The 16,547-nt window shown below is 40.6% G+C and carries 17 protein-coding genes; 10 read left to right on the top strand and 7 right to left on the bottom strand.

All coding sequences use genetic code 25. From position 1 onward, the window contains the following. Window positions 1-31: 31 nt before the first annotated feature. The 5 genes from PHY14_02465 (at window position 32) to PHY14_02445 (ending at window position 6,207) form a co-directional block, all read left to right on the top strand. Complete coding sequence (locus PHY14_02465) at window positions 32-532, top strand: hypothetical protein (GenBank protein ID MDD2693771.1); 501 nt, start codon at window positions 32-34, stop codon at window positions 530-532. Between the two features lie 99 nt (window positions 533-631). Then, on the top strand, window positions 632-2,200 hold the full coding sequence (locus PHY14_02460; protein MDD2693770.1) for an AAA family ATPase: 1,569 nt from the start codon (window positions 632-634) through the stop codon (window positions 2,198-2,200). Window positions 2,201-2,279: 79 nt separating this feature from the next. Next, on the top strand, window positions 2,280-4,289 hold the full coding sequence (locus tag PHY14_02455; GenBank protein MDD2693769.1) for an HlyD family efflux transporter periplasmic adaptor subunit: 2,010 nt from the start codon (window positions 2,280-2,282) through the stop codon (window positions 4,287-4,289). Between the two features lie 25 nt (window positions 4,290-4,314). Beyond that, window positions 4,315-4,974, top strand: a complete 660-nt coding sequence (locus PHY14_02450) for an ABC transporter ATP-binding protein (protein MDD2693768.1) — start codon at window positions 4,315-4,317, stop codon at window positions 4,972-4,974. 15 nt (window positions 4,975-4,989) lie between these two features. Beyond that, window positions 4,990-6,207 carry an ABC transporter permease gene (locus PHY14_02445; GenBank protein ID MDD2693767.1) on the top strand — a complete coding sequence of 406 codons (1,218 nt, stop codon included), beginning with the start codon at window positions 4,990-4,992 and terminating at the stop codon, window positions 6,205-6,207. 3 nt (window positions 6,208-6,210) lie between these two features. Here PHY14_02445 and PHY14_02440 read toward each other — a convergent pair whose 3' ends face one another. Further along, complete coding sequence (locus PHY14_02440) at window positions 6,211-6,675, bottom strand: hypothetical protein (GenBank protein ID MDD2693766.1); 465 nt, start codon at window positions 6,673-6,675, stop codon at window positions 6,211-6,213. 10 nt (window positions 6,676-6,685) lie between these two features. Further along, window positions 6,686-7,057 carry a hypothetical protein gene (locus tag PHY14_02435; protein MDD2693765.1) on the bottom strand — a complete coding sequence of 124 codons (372 nt, stop codon included), beginning with the start codon at window positions 7,055-7,057 and terminating at the stop codon, window positions 6,686-6,688. Between the two features lie 111 nt (window positions 7,058-7,168). Between PHY14_02435 and PHY14_02430 the strand changes: the two genes are divergently transcribed. Continuing rightward, on the top strand, window positions 7,169-7,672 hold the full coding sequence (locus tag PHY14_02430; protein ID MDD2693764.1) for a hypothetical protein: 504 nt from the start codon (window positions 7,169-7,171) through the stop codon (window positions 7,670-7,672). A gap of 58 nt (window positions 7,673-7,730) precedes the next feature. Here PHY14_02430 and PHY14_02425 read toward each other — a convergent pair whose 3' ends face one another. The 5 genes from PHY14_02425 to PHY14_02405 form a co-directional block, all read right to left on the bottom strand. Next, complete coding sequence (locus tag PHY14_02425) at window positions 7,731-8,348, bottom strand: hypothetical protein (GenBank protein MDD2693763.1); 618 nt, start codon at window positions 8,346-8,348, stop codon at window positions 7,731-7,733. 355 nt (window positions 8,349-8,703) lie between these two features. Further along, entirely contained in the window at window positions 8,704-11,310 is a 2,607-nt protein-coding gene (locus PHY14_02420; protein ID MDD2693762.1) for a hypothetical protein, read from the bottom strand. Window positions 11,311-11,458: 148 nt separating this feature from the next. Next, entirely contained in the window at window positions 11,459-12,268 is an 810-nt protein-coding gene (locus PHY14_02415; GenBank protein ID MDD2693761.1) for a hypothetical protein, read from the bottom strand. A gap of 8 nt (window positions 12,269-12,276) precedes the next feature. Further along, on the bottom strand, window positions 12,277-13,335 hold the full coding sequence (locus tag PHY14_02410) for a PilT/PilU family type 4a pilus ATPase (protein MDD2693760.1): 1,059 nt from the start codon (window positions 13,333-13,335) through the stop codon (window positions 12,277-12,279). 12 nt (window positions 13,336-13,347) lie between these two features. After that, window positions 13,348-13,599: a hypothetical protein gene (locus tag PHY14_02405; GenBank protein ID MDD2693759.1), complete on the bottom strand. Its 252-nt coding sequence runs from the start codon at window positions 13,597-13,599 to the stop codon at window positions 13,348-13,350. 167 nt (window positions 13,600-13,766) lie between these two features. On the opposite strand from PHY14_02405, the gene pth reads away from it, so the two are divergent. From pth to PHY14_02385, 4 genes are all read left to right on the top strand, one after another. Beyond that, window positions 13,767-14,306, top strand: coding sequence for an aminoacyl-tRNA hydrolase (gene pth, locus PHY14_02400; GenBank protein MDD2693758.1), 540 nt, complete (start codon window positions 13,767-13,769; stop codon window positions 14,304-14,306). Then, a complete protein-coding gene (locus PHY14_02395) occupies window positions 14,291-15,022 on the top strand; it encodes a TlyA family RNA methyltransferase (GenBank protein MDD2693757.1) in 732 nt (243 codons plus the stop codon). The genes pth and PHY14_02395 overlap by 16 nt, the downstream gene beginning before the upstream one ends. A gap of 69 nt (window positions 15,023-15,091) precedes the next feature. Then, a complete protein-coding gene (locus tag PHY14_02390) occupies window positions 15,092-15,649 on the top strand; it encodes a hypothetical protein (GenBank protein MDD2693756.1) in 558 nt (185 codons plus the stop codon). A gap of 81 nt (window positions 15,650-15,730) precedes the next feature. Continuing rightward, on the top strand, window positions 15,731-16,501 hold the full coding sequence (locus PHY14_02385; protein ID MDD2693755.1) for a YebC/PmpR family DNA-binding transcriptional regulator: 771 nt from the start codon (window positions 15,731-15,733) through the stop codon (window positions 16,499-16,501). Window positions 16,502-16,547: the final 46 nt, after the last annotated feature.

Here is a 16,547-nt window from a genome sequence, read left to right as displayed (position 1 = left end):
AGTAATTATTACTATTTATTATTTATAGAATATGTCACAACAAACTCATATCTTTACTGGAATGAATATTGCTAAAAGGCAATTTGGAGTCTTACCAGAAGATTCGGTTATCATGGCAATCGGAAATAATAAGAATCCTCGATTTACTGATCGTCTTCTCGAGAAATATCCACAGATTGTTGCATATACTTTTCGTACTATCCATTCACGAGATGGGAATCATATTGATGCAAGGCGAGGGAATGCTCCAATTGTTTGGGTACCTGAGAGAGAACAAATGTTGGATGGGATCATTCAGTCGAGCAATGCTGTATCTATTCATTCTGATATCCAAGAACTTGATCCAGATGATTCAAAGCTACAGACACTTCAATGAAGGTTACAAGAGATTTATACTACTATTCGCTGAAGAATTGAGAATGGACTAAGTCTTAATGGGAGTATTACATTGGATAACAGAGTTGCACAGTATAGATTATCTTTCTATCAAAGATTAGATGATGATTTTGCTGGATTTCCACCTTCACGGTAATTTACCGTATTCTCAATTTCTGAAATCTCAGATTTCCTCTCAATTCGAGGGGATTTTTCTTTTCTGGATTTTCTCATTTTCCATATACTCATGACCATTATGTCACTCGACCTCAATCCTACATTCCAGAAGGCTTTCCAGCTCCTCGATACAACATCGCGAAATGTTTTTCTCACGGGTCGTGCTGGAACGGGGAAGTCGACCTTTCTCGAGTATTTCCGCTTGCATACGAAGAAAAAAGTCGTCGTACTTGCACCGACCGGAGTAGCAGCGCTCAATATCCATGGGGTGACGATTCATTCCTTCTTCGGATGGAAGCCACATACGACACCAGAGGATATCAAGCCTTCGAAGAAGAATAAGGAGCTTTTTGCGAAAATCGATACCATCATTATCGACGAGATTTCCATGGTGAGAGCGGATATCCTAGATCTGGTCGATGTCACGCTTCGTATCAATCGTGAAGGGATGAGACATATTCCATTTGGTGGTATTCAGATGGTATTTATCGGGGATCTCTATCAACTTCCACCAGTACTCACTTCCGCTGAGAAGCCAATTTTCATGGAACGATACAAGAGTCCGTATTTTTTCGATGCATTTGTGATGACGGACGGGGCATTCGATATGGATTTCGTCGAGTTCGAGAATATTTACCGTCAGCGAGACAATGCATTTATCGGCCTTCTCAATAAAATTCGCAATAACAGTGTGGAGCAGAATGACATAGAGCTTCTGAATGAGCGACTCATCGGAAAAGTACTTCCAGTTCGCCATGAATCGGGTGAAGGTTTTTCTATTACACTCACGACTACCAATGCGAGTGCAGAGACGATGAATTCGGAAAGACTCGGGAATCTTCCAGGACTTCATCGGACATTCGACGGCTATACAGAATGACATTTCGATTCCAAAAATCTCCCGACAGAACTTCATCTGATATTAAAAATTGGTGCGCAAGTGATGTTCGTCGCGAATGATACGCGCGGTCGTTGGGTGAATGGAACAATCGGTCGCATCGCAGGATTCAAAAAAGATGAAGAAGGAGAGGATTATCTCGAAGTCACGAAAGATGATGGAGAAACCGTGAATGTGACGCCGTTCGAATGGGAGATGTATGAGTACGCGCAGGATGATATCACGGGTGTACCGACGATGAAGGTGGCAGGTACTTTCACTCAATTTCCTCTGAAGCTCGCGTGGGCTATCACGATTCATAAGTCTCAGGGAAAAACGTTCGATCATGTCGTGGTGGATATTGGAAACGGTGCTTTCGCACACGGACAAGTCTATGTGGCGCTTTCTCGTTGTCGTTCATTTGAAGGATTATTTCTCATGAAGCCCATCCAGAAACGACATATTTTCATGGATTATGCGATTGTGCGTTTTCTCACGCGCTATCAGTATCGTATAGCAGAGCAACAAATGTCGCGCGAGGATCGTATCGATTTTATCGAATCAGCTATTATGGATGGGCAAGATATCGAGATGGTCTATCTGAAAGGAAAAGACGAGAAATCGAATCGTCGAATCACGCCGATTAGCATCGGGGATATGGCACACATGGGGAAAAAATATCTCGGCATGGTGGCACATTGTCATGAACGTGGTGAGGAACGTGTTTTTGCAGTTGCTCGGATTCTTGAGATGAAAAAAGTCGAGAAATAAAGAAAACTTCGAGATATTTCAACTTCACTTAAACTGGACATATTATATTTATCGTCATAAATTCTAATTTTATTTCTCTATGACTTTTAAGAAGAAGATTATTGTAAGCGTCTTGGTGCTTGCAATTGGTTGAGGAGGCTACTATTGGTTTTCACAAAAATCTGTCACAGATCGAGTAATAACAGCCCGAACTATTACGGTTTCTACTGGCTCCCTCTCCTCTACGATCAAGGCAACGGGGAATATTTCTGCTATGGAGGAATCTACACTTTCTTTTGCGAAAGACGGAATCGTTTCCGTCATTTATAAAAAAGAAGGTGATTCTGTAGTGGCTGATGATGTAATTGCTGAGATTGATGCTGGTACGGCAGATCTCGATCTCGAGAGTGCTGAGAGGAATCTGAGTGATGCACAAGCAACATATGATGAGCTTTTTGATCCAGCTGATGCTGCTGATATTGCCAAAGCAAAAGCAAACCTCGAAGAGTCGCAAGCTTCTCTCAAGCTCATGGAAACGGAATATGCGAATCTTCTGATCTCACAGAAGGCAACACTTGCACAAAACCAATCAGATCTCGATCTCCAGAGAGAAAAAGTCAAACTGACAGAATCTGAACTCGAATATACCAAGAAAAATATCTCTACTGACACTGATACGAATAATCTCGAAAAAGATGTGGCAAGTACATGGCTCATTGTCGAAGGAATTGATCGTGATATACCAGATATTCTCAGTGATCTCGAAGATATTTCATATGTAGATGATAAGATCAGTGACTGGTATGGGGATATTAGTAATCAGAACGCTACTCTAAAATGAAAGACGGATACTTTCTATCAGAGTATTCTTGTAGAAGTTGCAGCGTTCGGTACAGGAGTGAATATGATTCGAAATAATGGAGGAAATACCGACTTCGATACTGTGAATGATATTCTCCTGCAGGCACGTACACTCACAACACATATGTCTGAGTTCACGAGTCTCATTCTCCAGGAACTCGATGCGACTCGTGCGAATGCAACATGGTCGAGTGACACTCTAGACACCACGAAAAGCGATACCAAAACCATTGCAAGTACTCTCGCCTCAAAACTTTCATCTCTCAATTCTACGTACACAACTCTGAAAAATTATGGCAGTGATGATCTCCAGGCACTCTCTGACAAAAATACCATTACCGCGAAAGAACAATCGCTCGTAAGTGCACAAAACAGTCTCAAGAAAGCAGAACAAGATTTCGAACAACTCAAAAAAGATCAGGAAGTAAAACGAATATCGAGTCAAAACGAGATTGCTCGTCAGCAAAATACTATTACACAAAATCAATATAGCTATAATGAATTGATCAATGGCCCGAAAACATCGGAAATTCGTTCTGCAAAGAGTAAGGTTGAATCTGCGAGAATATCGCTCCAAAAAGTGAAAGAAGGTATGAAGGACTATCAGATTATCGCGAGTTTTTCGGGAACCGTCGAAGACATCCCATGGAAAGTCGGAGAAAGTGCTGAAACGAATGAAGGTATCCTCGTCGCGAACAAGGACACCTACAAGATAGAACTCTCACTTGACCAGATCGACATCGTGAAAGTACAAGAGTGAATGGAAGCAAGAGTAGTTCTCGATGCATTCCCAACTCAGACCTTCACCGGAGTCGTGACTTCGATATCTGCTACTCCAACCATCACTTCTGGTGTTGTATCATATACGGCAGTAGTCGGCGTCTCTATAGAGTGAGTGAATGTCATGTCTAATATGACAACAACCGTCACCATCATTGTTTCCAACAAAGAAAATGTCATCTTGATTCCCTCCGGAGCTATCACATCAGAAAATGGAAAAAGTTATGTGAATATTCAGACAGGTCGAGGAATAAACGCATCAACAGAGAAACGTGAAGTTACTATCGGAACCATAAGTGACGGAAAAACAGAAATACTCTCAGGACTGACAGTCTGAGAAACTATCTCGTACACTCCTATTTTCACCTCAACAACTACAAGAACATCATCATCTTCGACCTCAACGAGAAATACAAGTAACGGTGGCATGATGGGTGGTGGGATGGGTGGTCCTCCTCCTGGATTCTAGAAAATACTTCAAAAAAATATTTGTTATGCTCGAATTGAAAAACATCACGAAAGACTATGTTGTTGGTATTGAGACGATTCATATTTTGAAATGAATTAATCTCACTATTCAAGATGGAGAATTTGTTGCCATCATGGGGCCATCAGGAAGTGGAAAATCCACTCTCATGAATATTATCGGGCTTCTCGATCGTCCGACGACGGGAGAGTATTTTCTCGATGAACATGATACTTCGAAACTCACAGACAATGATGAAGCAGAATTTCGTGGCAAGAAAATTGGTTTTATTTTCCAATGATATAATCTCATTCCTCGTCTCACAGCATTGGAACAAGTTATGTTGCCATTGGATTATCAAGGAATGGGTGCGACAGAAAAAGAACGTCTTGCGAAACAAGCACTGGATCGTGTTGGACTTTCGAGTAAGTATGATAGTAGACCAACAGAAATGTCATGAGGACAACAACAACGTGTCTCTATTGCCCGAGCAATTGTCGGCGCACCTTCTGTACTACTGGCAGATGAGCCAACAGGAGCACTGGATTCAAAAACAGGACAAGAAGTTCTCGAAATATTTCGGTCACTCAATGATGAAGGACGAACAATTGTTCTGATTACCCACGATGAAAAAATCGGAAAAGCCGCAAAGCGAATGGTAAAGATTTTTGATGGGGAAATTGTATAGTTTTTATTTATTCCTATGAACCTTCTTCGAACGACAAAACTTGCGCTCAGAAATATGCTTGCCAATAAAATGCGAGCTGGTCTTTCGAGTTTGGGGATTATTATTTGAGTTCTTTCTGTGGTAGTTCTACTTGCTGTTGGGGAATGAGCAACGAGTAGTATTGTAAATACCGTTTCAGCATTGGGAACAAATCTTCTCACGATTTCTCCAGGCAGTCAAAATTCTGGGAATGTCCGTCAAATAGGTGGAAGTAATACGAAAGTTTTTACGATGGATCATGTCGAAATCATCAAGGAAATCGAGCATGTTTCCAAAGTTGCGCCACTCATCAACACTTCGAAACAATTGGTCTACAGTGACAATAATACGAGCGCTATTATCAATGGGGTGACTCCAGACTATGAAACCGTGAATAATACGAGTGTTACGGCAGGAACTTTTATCACACAATCTGCTGTCGATAATCGTGAAAAAGTGGCAGTCCTTGGACCAACAGTGGTAACAAATCTCTTCGAAACAGAGGATCCAATCGGGAAGACGATAAAAATCGGAAATAGTCTCTATACTGTTATTGGTGTCACAAAGTCAAAATGATCTGGTGGTCGAAACAGTTCTGATTCTGCTGTTTTTGTACCAATCACTACTGCTGAAATATCTCTTGCAGGAACAAAATACCTCTCCTCAATTTCTGTCATGGTAGACTCTGAAGAAAACATGACCACAACCAAAGATGCCGTCACAGAAAAACTCCTTGAAGTTCTCTGAATTGCAGATTCTGCGAATGCAACCTTCACAGTCTCGAGTCAAGAAGATACACTCGATACACTCTCGAGTATCACGAGCACATTGAAACTGTTTCTCTGAGGAATCGCCGCAATATCACTCATCGTCGGAGGAATTGGAGTGATGAACATCCTTCTCGTGACTGTATCTGAACGCACAAAAGAAATCGGAATCCGGAAGGCAATCGGTGCCAAGAGTCGTGATATCATCGAACAATTTCTCGTCGAGTCGGTACTTTTGACAGTTGTATGAGGTGCTATCGGTATCTTTTTGAGTTATGTCATTGTCTTTACGATTACATCGATAACTACCGCAATTACACCCGTGATTACGACAAACCAGATATTGCTTGCTCTTTCATTCTCTGTTGGAACTGGTCTATTTTTCGGGATATTTCCAGCGTACAAGGCCGCGAAATTGAAGCCAATTGATGCACTGAGGACGGAATAAATATTATTTTTTCTTTCCCACTCGACATACTTCGAGATTTTTATATGTATCCTGGATTGCCCAGAGAAGCCCGGCGGTTCCGAGGATCTTGATCTCGAGTCCTGAATAGGGAAGCATGCTCATCAGTGGAAGGAGTCCAAAATAAGATGCAAGTGTAAGCCCACAACAAGAAGATCCTGATATGATAGTTCCGATAATTCCTGAGAGTGTTCCGATTCCTGTTTTGTGATGGAGATTTTCTCTATGTCCGAATAGCATACCCTTGTAGAGTATCCCAATCAGGAAAAGTGGAAATCCAAGAATCATAACTACCGATAAAGAAATATCGATATAGGTATGGGTTTTTCCATAATTCCCGAACATAATAGCAATATCAGTGAAATACCACCAGATTCAGAATCCTATCAATACAAGGATGATAAAAGTGATGAAAAGCGATCGCTTTTTGAAAGGTTTAAGATAGTTCATAATAATCGGGTTATTCGACTGCTTGTGCCATGACTTCGAGACACCCGACAGCTGCCCAGACAATCATGATGAGTTTTGGCTCGAAAAGATGGAGAACGTAGAGAGTGAACATCATAAATCATCCAAGAGTAATAAGGATCGCCTGTCGAAGACTCGCGTTCATAGTCGACATTGTGACATCTCCACGATAGTAGATTTTCTTCACGAAAAAAATCAGCATAGAAAGTATGCTCGAACTCGCAAGCAGAAGAGAGATACTCATCAGAATCAGCGCGGTTTGTATATCTTTCTCAGGACTCATATAGTAGAGTAGAAGAAGAGTAGAGGCGCTACTGGATCAGAAGATAATGAGCAAGATGAAGAAATAAGATTTCAAGTGCATGAAATGAGAGAAAATTTGACAGAATGAAAAGAATAGGATAAAATTCAGAACAGAATATTTTATTTCCAGATAGGGAAAATTTTCCCTGAAGTATACGTATTTTTCTTTATTATGAAAGATTTTTTTACATCATACCGTAATGCGAATATCCGCAAATATACAAATTCAACTATCATAGCACTTACTTTTTCTATCGGTGCAGTGGCAAGTCTGAATCAACTCAATCCTCAATCATATCTCCTCTCGAACGTACTCGATGCGGGTGCTGAAGAGACAGTGAATTATTCCGCGGATATCATGGTGGAACGAAAAGGAAATCAGATCGATCTTCGTCTTGGAAAAGACGCATATGATGTAGACATGCTCTCACTTTCTCTCCTTGGGAATCCAGATGCATTTCTCGGACTCACTTCGTCTGATCCAAGTGTATCTGTTCTCTCGAATGAACCATGAGTCTACATGGTAAAATTCTCAGACAATAAAAAACAAATCAAAGCAGGGGAGATCATCACTTCACTCTCTGCAACCCTCTCTGGTGAAGTGAATCTTGCTCCTGTCGATGCATTGCTCACGAGCGCTGGACAGAGCTACAATCTCTCAGTGAAAGGAGAATAGAAAAAATCCATCCAAAAATCCCCCGTAATTAGGGGGATTTTCTTGTTCCAATAAACAATTATGGACTATACCATTTCTTCCCGAGATACTTCTTCGCGCGTTCCATAGGATTCGCGATGGTTCTTCACTGGAAGAAAACATCAGTCACTATTCCTGTGCTACTACGAGCAACGAGGAGAGGTTGCCCGAGATAATAGTACATTTGGAGCATCGGGGCGGAGGCGAAGGGTTCTTTCTGGGAAGTGAGGTAGGCATCAGGGTTAATTCATCAAAGTGCACCACCTACAAACCAACGAGCTCATCTCATCTCATAGAAATTAGAATAAGCAGATACTCACCAAAATAATCATGCTCACGTCTTAAAAACATTACGTGTAGCATATTCTTGTCCAGTATAAACAAATTGATATATCTGTGGATGATTTTTAAGTGGGAAATATACAGGAATCACCTGAGTTATCTGTATATCTCAAAACATTGGTGAACCCCCCATTACATAAAAGGTACAGAGCCATTCTTCTGCGGATTTTAATGAACCACTAAATGTTCCTGAATCAATCCAATCATGATAGAAATTCTTGAAGTCAGGAACTGTAGGATTTGATGCAAGCTTCTCCAGACATCATGGATATGGACCGTTTCAAATAACTTCAGCATGAGTGGAAATGCTTTTCAATAGAGAAAAAGGGAGGAGAATAAGAAAACAGATTACTAATAATTTATACATAATGAAAGTAGGTAATAAAAGTTATTTAATTGGAACGGTTACTATGCTTGTAAGATGGGTGCCAACTATAACATTTACTCCATTGTTGGGGTCTCATAAATCAGCTCAAATCACAAAATTAATAGGAATTACTTTCTTCTAGGCAAGAGCCAAAGAAAAATTGAGTAAAAAAATAGGATTTTTATCTTGCAAGATAATGTCGAAAACAATCTTTCGACGAACCCATTTTATAAACCAATTATTACAGAAATATTAAATTTCGAAAAGAAATGAGAAAATATATTGACTAGCGTATTTTTTATGTTTAGTAGTTTAGATTAATCCCAAATTGAAGCTTCCCAAGGTAATCTCCAGGCGAGCTCATGATACTCGCTTTCATTCCATATTTCACCCGATATATATACGTATTTTTTTGTCATGATTGATTGATGCTTTTCGAGACACTCGCGAGTGTTTGGGATGTTCCATGTGCTGTGAGATTTCCTGAATAGTTCATATTGTAGAGATCATATCACCATCCATTTGTTTCATTCCAGACACTGATTGTTCCATTTTCCATCGTGAGATCCTGGGTTCGCTGCATCGTGAGATCGAATCCAGCACCAACAGTTTTCACGGTGATAAGGAGTTCGCCACTTCCGAATCCCGTGATATCTGTCTGTTGTCCTCCGATGTCATACGTTGGAGCACTGATGGTCCATTCCACTGCATCGACAAAAAGTGTCACACTTTGATTACTCGTATTTCCATTGTTGTCCTTCACGGTGAGGTCGAATCGGTATTTTCCGAAAGGGAGATTCTGTATCTGGAAAGTTCCAGTGTGTGTAGTAACTCAGAGTGTCGTCGCATATGTTGGAGCAAGATCACTCGTATTCCATGTAGAAGTTCCGGCATTCCAGGAATATATTTTTGTCGTTGGTGTGGTAATATCGATATTGGAACCATCATCGAAATACGAGAACGAGAAAATGAAATTCCCACTCGGAATCAGTGATCCATCTGACACATTGGTCCCAAGCATAGTTGGGGCGGTTGTATCGACAGGAGGAGGAGCAACACTGACTTGAAGGTCTACATAGGATCCATTATTGCTTGTGTCACTCTCACTTGCATTACTGACAGTTGCCAAGAATCGGGCTGTAGTGTTACTTGCTGCTATTTGGGGATTCACAGGAATATTGACAGTATCATTCCCCAATAAATTGAGAGTCATATTTTTCGTACATGTGACTTCTGAGCCTATCTGCACACCACATGACCATCCATTATTCGAGAATGTGCTCAGAGGTCACAAAATATTATCAGGAATAGTCATGACAACTGTGTGTATGCCAGTAGAACTCGTATTTCCCACATTTGTCACTGTGATCGGAATAGTCGAAATTTGTCATACTTGGAGTTCTGGAGTTGGTTGACCGATACCAGATATCACATCAGGAATATTTTCTTGCGTATATGGCACTACTCTCCATGCGATTTTTCCTGTGTATGCACCTGGTGTCGATCCGAAATTCCAATTCACTCAGAATCCGAGATCTCCGGAAGTAGTTTGGATAGTATCTGCAAAATTCCGTCCTCCAGAGATACGATTCCTAATAGTTCCATACGGTCATACTTCCGCTGCTGTCCATGTGATTCCTGAGAGGTATCGTATGGCAGACATTTGATCGAGTACATTATCATATACTCAAATAGTGCGAGAGGGAAGAGATCCAGAATATCCAACATCATTTGCATCATTTCCTCATACCATCGAATCATTTCCGATATAGAAAATAACATTTCTAGAATTTCCAGATGGAATATTCACTTCCCAATCAATTGTGAAATATTTATTCGGAGCTATGTATTCCCAATTCAAGATAAGTTCATATATTTTCCCACTCACTGTTCTTGATAGAGTTGTAGTTCCATTATATGTATTTCATGATTGACTTCAGACGGTGGATTTCGTCGTCCAGTTATTCGACTCGCTCCAATAAGTAGTAGTACCAATTCGGAGAGCGAACCAGCTGTCAAGAGCACTACTACATCCACTACTAGGAGGATTGAGCGTAGAACCATAGATGTTGTTGTTCCCATCATAGTAGAGTTGAAACTGTCCACAGTCACCGATGATGAGCTTGAGATCATTGGATCCACTGACTCATCCAGTCGGATTGATGGTGAAACTCGATGCACCACAAGTATAGAATGTTACTTTTCCTCATCGTACCACTCCAGTATTTATAGGCCTTGAAGTGGTTCCATCAGGATTACAAGTGGCGTTTGGATCAGTCGTCAGTCCGCTTGTATTGTAGTCATTATCTCCCGCATGAAGAACGAGAATATCAACAACGATACCATCTGTCATATTCGGTGTATCTACACTGATGGCAACAGGTTTTGAGAAAATCAAATGTTGCCCTTCAATACCGAATTCGAATGTGATCGGGTCCACTGTTCCAGCATTGACTTGGAAACCTCTTTTTCTTTTTTCCATTTCTTTTTCTAGTTGTTCCACAGCTTTTTTCCTATTTGTCGGAGAAACTTCATGGATACCGATAGTGCTAGGGTTGATGGCGGTTTTGTTTTTTTCACGAATTATAGTTCCTATTTGTATATTGGTTTTGATGGGATTTTTTTCCATGCCATCGAGCGTGTTCTCTATTTGCTCTGTTTTCCGTACAGAAAAATTCTGCAATCTTGTATCAGGAGCGTCAAGATGAGTTCGTGTTGTTTTTGTATTGAAAAAACGGTAATCTGATCTTTCTTGTACGAGAGACATGATAGAAGTTGTAATTTCCTCTTTCTCATCCACATGCGCTGACACCAGAGCATTGTCCATATACGAACTCGGAAGTTCATCGAGTGAATGGAGTACGACGGTTTCGTCCGCAAAAAGAGATTTCTCGATCGAAGAAAAAATCAAAATACAAAGAATAAGAAACGAGATGTATCTCTTCAGGAATTTCATATATTTAGCATAGCATTTTCCGCTTCCATATCCAAAAATACCTTCCAAATCGGGAAGGTATTTTCATTGACAAATGCATTGTGTACAGAGGAATTATTGGATTCTATTTTTTCCAGTTTTCTTCGATGATTCGGATACAATTTGGGATGATATCCGCAGTGATTCTTTTTATATATCCGGCAATTCGTGGAGATTCCGAAGCGTATACGAGGAATCCATAATTATTCTCACGAGATGTGAGTCGAAAAATATGCGCGTGTTTCGTTCCGAGAAAATCTGTCTCGTGAAAATATGATTCTTGTTCATAATGTTCCATATCGATACGTTCATTCACAGGCACAATACCGAGAGTCGAACGATAGCGGAGAGAATAGACATTTTCGAGGATTTCGTGTCGTTCGATCCAGAGTACTTCAGGAAGAGAAAAAGTGTCCTGGAGAATTTTGAGCATTTTTGGAATACTTCTCGTCGTGTCAGACTCAATCGTATCGATGAGGGTATAGTCAAGGGTACGTTCGATATTTGCTTCTCGGATACGCTCATTCGCAGTGGCAAGACACGCTCGCATGAGATTCTCACGAAAATCTGGATACGAATTTGTCATTTTCTCGATATTTTTCTCATCCAGAAGATACGCATATCATTCGGATTTCGCGATGACTTTTATCGGTTTTTGGTAGGATCAGAAAAAGACACCTTCCCCGAGTGTGCTCGGCGCATCGATTTCTCCCACTTCATGGATTGTTCCAAAAGGACTCTCAGAAAATGCCGTATACCATCCATCCCCAAAAAGATAGAGAAAATGATTCGTCTCATGATCCACGACAATATCCCCCGAATGGTATTCTTTTTTAGGGATATTATTTTTGGCACATTGTGTGAGAAGGGATGTATAGAGGGATTTTTTTAGCATGAAATCGATTAGATATTTTCTTCGTTCAACAGATTGATTCGGTCACGATCGCGAATGAATCACTCGATAGTATGACGTGAGACGAGCCCATTTCTGTAGTGCGTGAGAATCGCATCATCCATGAGCATCATTCCATCTTTTTTCGATATTTCGAGAATAGAATACATGTGTTGTGTTTCACCACGAATGATGAGATTTCGAACGGAATCATTATTGAGCATAATCTCACGAGCGACGACGCGTCCAGATTGGTCAGCTCTCGGCAGAAGCATCTGAGAAATAACGCCCGTCAGCGCGAGTCAGAGTTGCATGCGGATCTGGTTCTGGGAAGCCGCAGGAAATGATTGAATAATTCGGTCTATTGTCTGGATAGTATCATTCGTATGGAGCGTCGAGAATACGAGATGCCCTGTTTCTGCGAGAGTGATTGCGGTTTCTATGGTGGCTAGATCACGCATTTCACCGACGACAATCACATCCGGATCTTCACGGAGAATTCCACGAATTCCTTCCGCGAAACTATCGAATTGTTTCCCGAGTTCTCGTTGGTGGATGAGTGATTTTTTGTTCTCATAGACGAATTCCACTGGATCTTCGAGTGTGATGATGTGACGAGAACTTGTCTGATTGATGTGTTCGATCATGGCTGCCATTGTCGTCGTTTTTCCGCTTCCAGTTGGGCCAGTGACGAGGATGATTCATTTCTCCACTTGTGTGAGATTGAGGAGTTCTTTCGTGAGGAGAATATCTTCTGGTTTTGGGATCACAGAAGGAATCGTACGCATGGAGATGCAGACACCTTTCAATACTTGAGAAATATTGACACGAAAACGAGTTCCAGTTCGTTCATAGGAAACATCCAGAGTTCTTTCGGTGAACGGACGTCCAAGAAAAATGGTACAAATAGTCGCAATATCCTCGTCGTTGAGCTTTCAGAAAGCTTCCACGGGAACAATTTCTCCGATAGCATTTCGGATATATGGATAGTCCTGAGGCGTGATATGCAGATCAGAAATATCATTCTTGATCACATCATCAACAAGCAGGAGGAATTTTGAGGCTTCCATAGAAAAAAGAAATTATGGTTGAGTGAAGTGAATTGGATTCGTCCAAGTGAATCCTTTTCGAGAAATAGAAGCTCGAAGCCTATCTCCAGCACTTGGCATTTCTGTTATTATGGCACAATCTCCAGCACTTACGATTACTTTCTCGATTTCAGTATTGAATGCGAAAAATGCATCGCGAAATCCTCGATGATTATTTTCCGCTGCATGGACATTGCAAAATGAGAACAAAAAGAATGCCACGATGTAAAGAAGAATTTTTTTCATAATGAAAATATTACATAGGTATTCTATCATGTTTCCGATAGAATGGTCAAAGATTTTGTATGGTCGATTTTATATATGTATTTATAATAAGTATTTCTAGAAAGAAGTTCCGTTCCATTTCTCGGGAAATTATTGATTTCTTCCATTTTTTTCGTATCTTTCTTCCTATGAAATGTATTGTTGGTCTAGGAAATCCAGGGAAGGAATATGTGAATACTCGACACAATGTCGGATTTTTTATGGTAGACCAGATTCGGACATCTTTCGGTTTCGACGATTGGCAGGATTCGAAATTTCATTGAGTAATTGCAACAGGGATGCTCGGTCAGGAGAAAGCTTTTCTCCTAAAACCCACAACCTTCATGAATCTCTCGGGACAGGGTGTTGCGAGCTTGGTGAATTTCTATAAGCTCAATCCAAAAACAGATATTCTCGTCATCTCGGATGATATTGATATGGAATTTGGGAAAGTTCGGTTTCGTGCGAAGGGGAGTCATGGCGGACAGAATGGACTTCGCAGTATTATCGAGCAACTTGGGACAGATGAATTTGCTCGTATCAAGATTGGGATCGGTCGTGATGAGCGGTATAGTGTGAGTGATTGGGTGCTTTCGCAGTTCCAGAAAGACGAGAAAGAAGTTCTTGCTACGGAAGTTTTCTCGAAGGTTGAGAGTTCTATAAATGAATGGTTATGAGACTCGATGTAGCACTAGCAGAAAGATATTCTTTTACAAGAAACAAAGCTCAGCAACTGATTGCTCTTGGGCTTATTTCTGTGAATGGAAAGAGTATCACGAAGACTTCATTCGAAGTCACAGAAAATGATGTGATAGATATCGAAGAAGATCGCCGCGTTCATTGGGTATCGCGAAGCGCAGAGAAACTCATCGGTTTTCTCGAAAAGTCAGACAATGAGAAACTTCTGCAAAAAGTATCAGGAAGTACTTGTCTCGATGTTGGTGCTTCGACGGGAGGATTTACGCAGGTTTTGCTTGAATATAATGCAGCACATGTGGATGCAGTGGATGTCTGAACCAATCAACTTCATGAGACGATCCGAAATGATGCAAGAGTCACGAGTTATGAAGAAACTGATATTCGAGACTTTACCTCAATGAATAGTTATGGAATTATTGTCTGTGATGCATCATTTATTTCACTGATTGAATTATTTTCGAGTATTTGCTCTTTTGCTGACAGAGAGACAGATATTATCCTTCTCTTCAAACCCCAGTTCGAAGTCGGGAAGGAACATCTCAGAAAAACGGGAGTGCCGAAAGATGAGAAATCTGTACAGGATGCTATGAATCGGTTCGAGAAATGTGTACATGATACTTGATGCGAAATATTGCAAAAAGAGAAGTCGACGCTTGTTGGTGAGGCAGGGAATCAGGAGTGGGTCTACTGGATACAGAAGCGATAAAAAATTTGCAAATATAGAAAAACTCTTACAATCAAGAAGAATTACTATTTTTATAACAATTTTATTAGTATGTCAGTTTCTCGCCAGGGTTCCGAGAACGGAACAAGATCTTCTTCATTTTTTTTGCGAGCTATAAAATCTGTCTTTTTTCAGGTTTCTATATTTTTCGCTATTGTTATTTTTCTCGGAGCTGGATACGCAGCTTGGTTGAGCATTGACTCTAGCGAATGAGAAGCTGGACAGCCAGTGACACAGACCTTAGTCCAAAAGATTATCAATAATCTGAATGATCTGAACGGAAAGGTTGCTACTCTCTCGAGTTCAGCTGGGGGAGTATGATACGAACAAACATGGCAAGATGTAACTTTAAGTAGAACCATGAATACTACTTATACAAATACTACTTCTAAACCAATTTTTGTGAATATAGTTGTTGCTGCTCCAGTAAGTGGATCATCAGACGCCAGTTTGTATGTTGATGACATGATAGTTGATCATTATACAACCAATGCCTATAATTGATGAGTAAATGCTATTGTTCCACCAGGAAGCACCTATAAACTCACATGATCAAATATTACATTAAGCATGGCAAATCCATCATATTGATGGAAAGAACTTCGATAATTAGATATATGATCGTATCTACTTGCGCTTTCCCTTTTTTTTCATATAGTTCCTCACGTTTTATCCCTTATTCGAGATACTATGTGACGCTGACCAACAGTCCAGGCTCAGAAAGATAAAAATGCTAAAGCAAAGGCAAAAATAAATACACTTCATGCGAAACTCATCACTCTTGCGGCTGAGCGTGGTGCAGATCCGACGCAGAACAATGCTCTCGCAGATGCGATTCACACAGCCAAAAAAGACGGAGTGACCGCAGATGTGATTGATCGTGCCATCAAGCGCGGTGCCTGACTCGATAAAGAAGGAGCAAAAGTGGAGGAAATTTTTTATGAATGATATGCACCTGGTGGAGTGGCGATTATTGTTCGTGCGCTTACTGACAATCGCAATCGTACTGCCCCGAATATCCGTCATATTTTTTCTGCATTTTGAGGAAATATGGGGGAGACTGGTTCCGTCTCGAACTTCATGTTCGACTACAAGGGACAGATTATTCTTCAGAAACTCGATGATATCGATGCATTCGAACTCACGATTCTCGACACTGATGCGGAAGATTACCATATAGAAAGTGAAACAATCGAAATTGTCACTGATAAGGCGGATTTGATTCATGTGAAGAAAGCTCTTCTGGATGCTGGATATGAGATTCTTTCTGCTGGAATTGGATATGTTGCGAAGAATTTCATCGAGGTAACAGATTTCGACAACGCACTCAAAATCTACAAGATGCTTGAGGAATTCGGTGAAGATGAAGATGTAGAAGTTGTTTGGAACAATGCTGATATTTCTGATACTCTTTGGCAGGAAGTTGTTGCTTTTGTCGAAGCACGAAAGTTCCGCACCTAACAAAAAGTTTGAAAATCCAAAAAACCCTGTATAATACGCGCATAAT

This window comes from Candidatus Gracilibacteria bacterium (assembly GCA_028687475.1).
In the GTDB taxonomy this organism is placed as follows: domain Bacteria; phylum Patescibacteriota; class Gracilibacteria; order BD1-5; family UBA2023; genus STC-74.
This window is presented reverse-complemented; position numbering and strand designations above follow the sequence as displayed.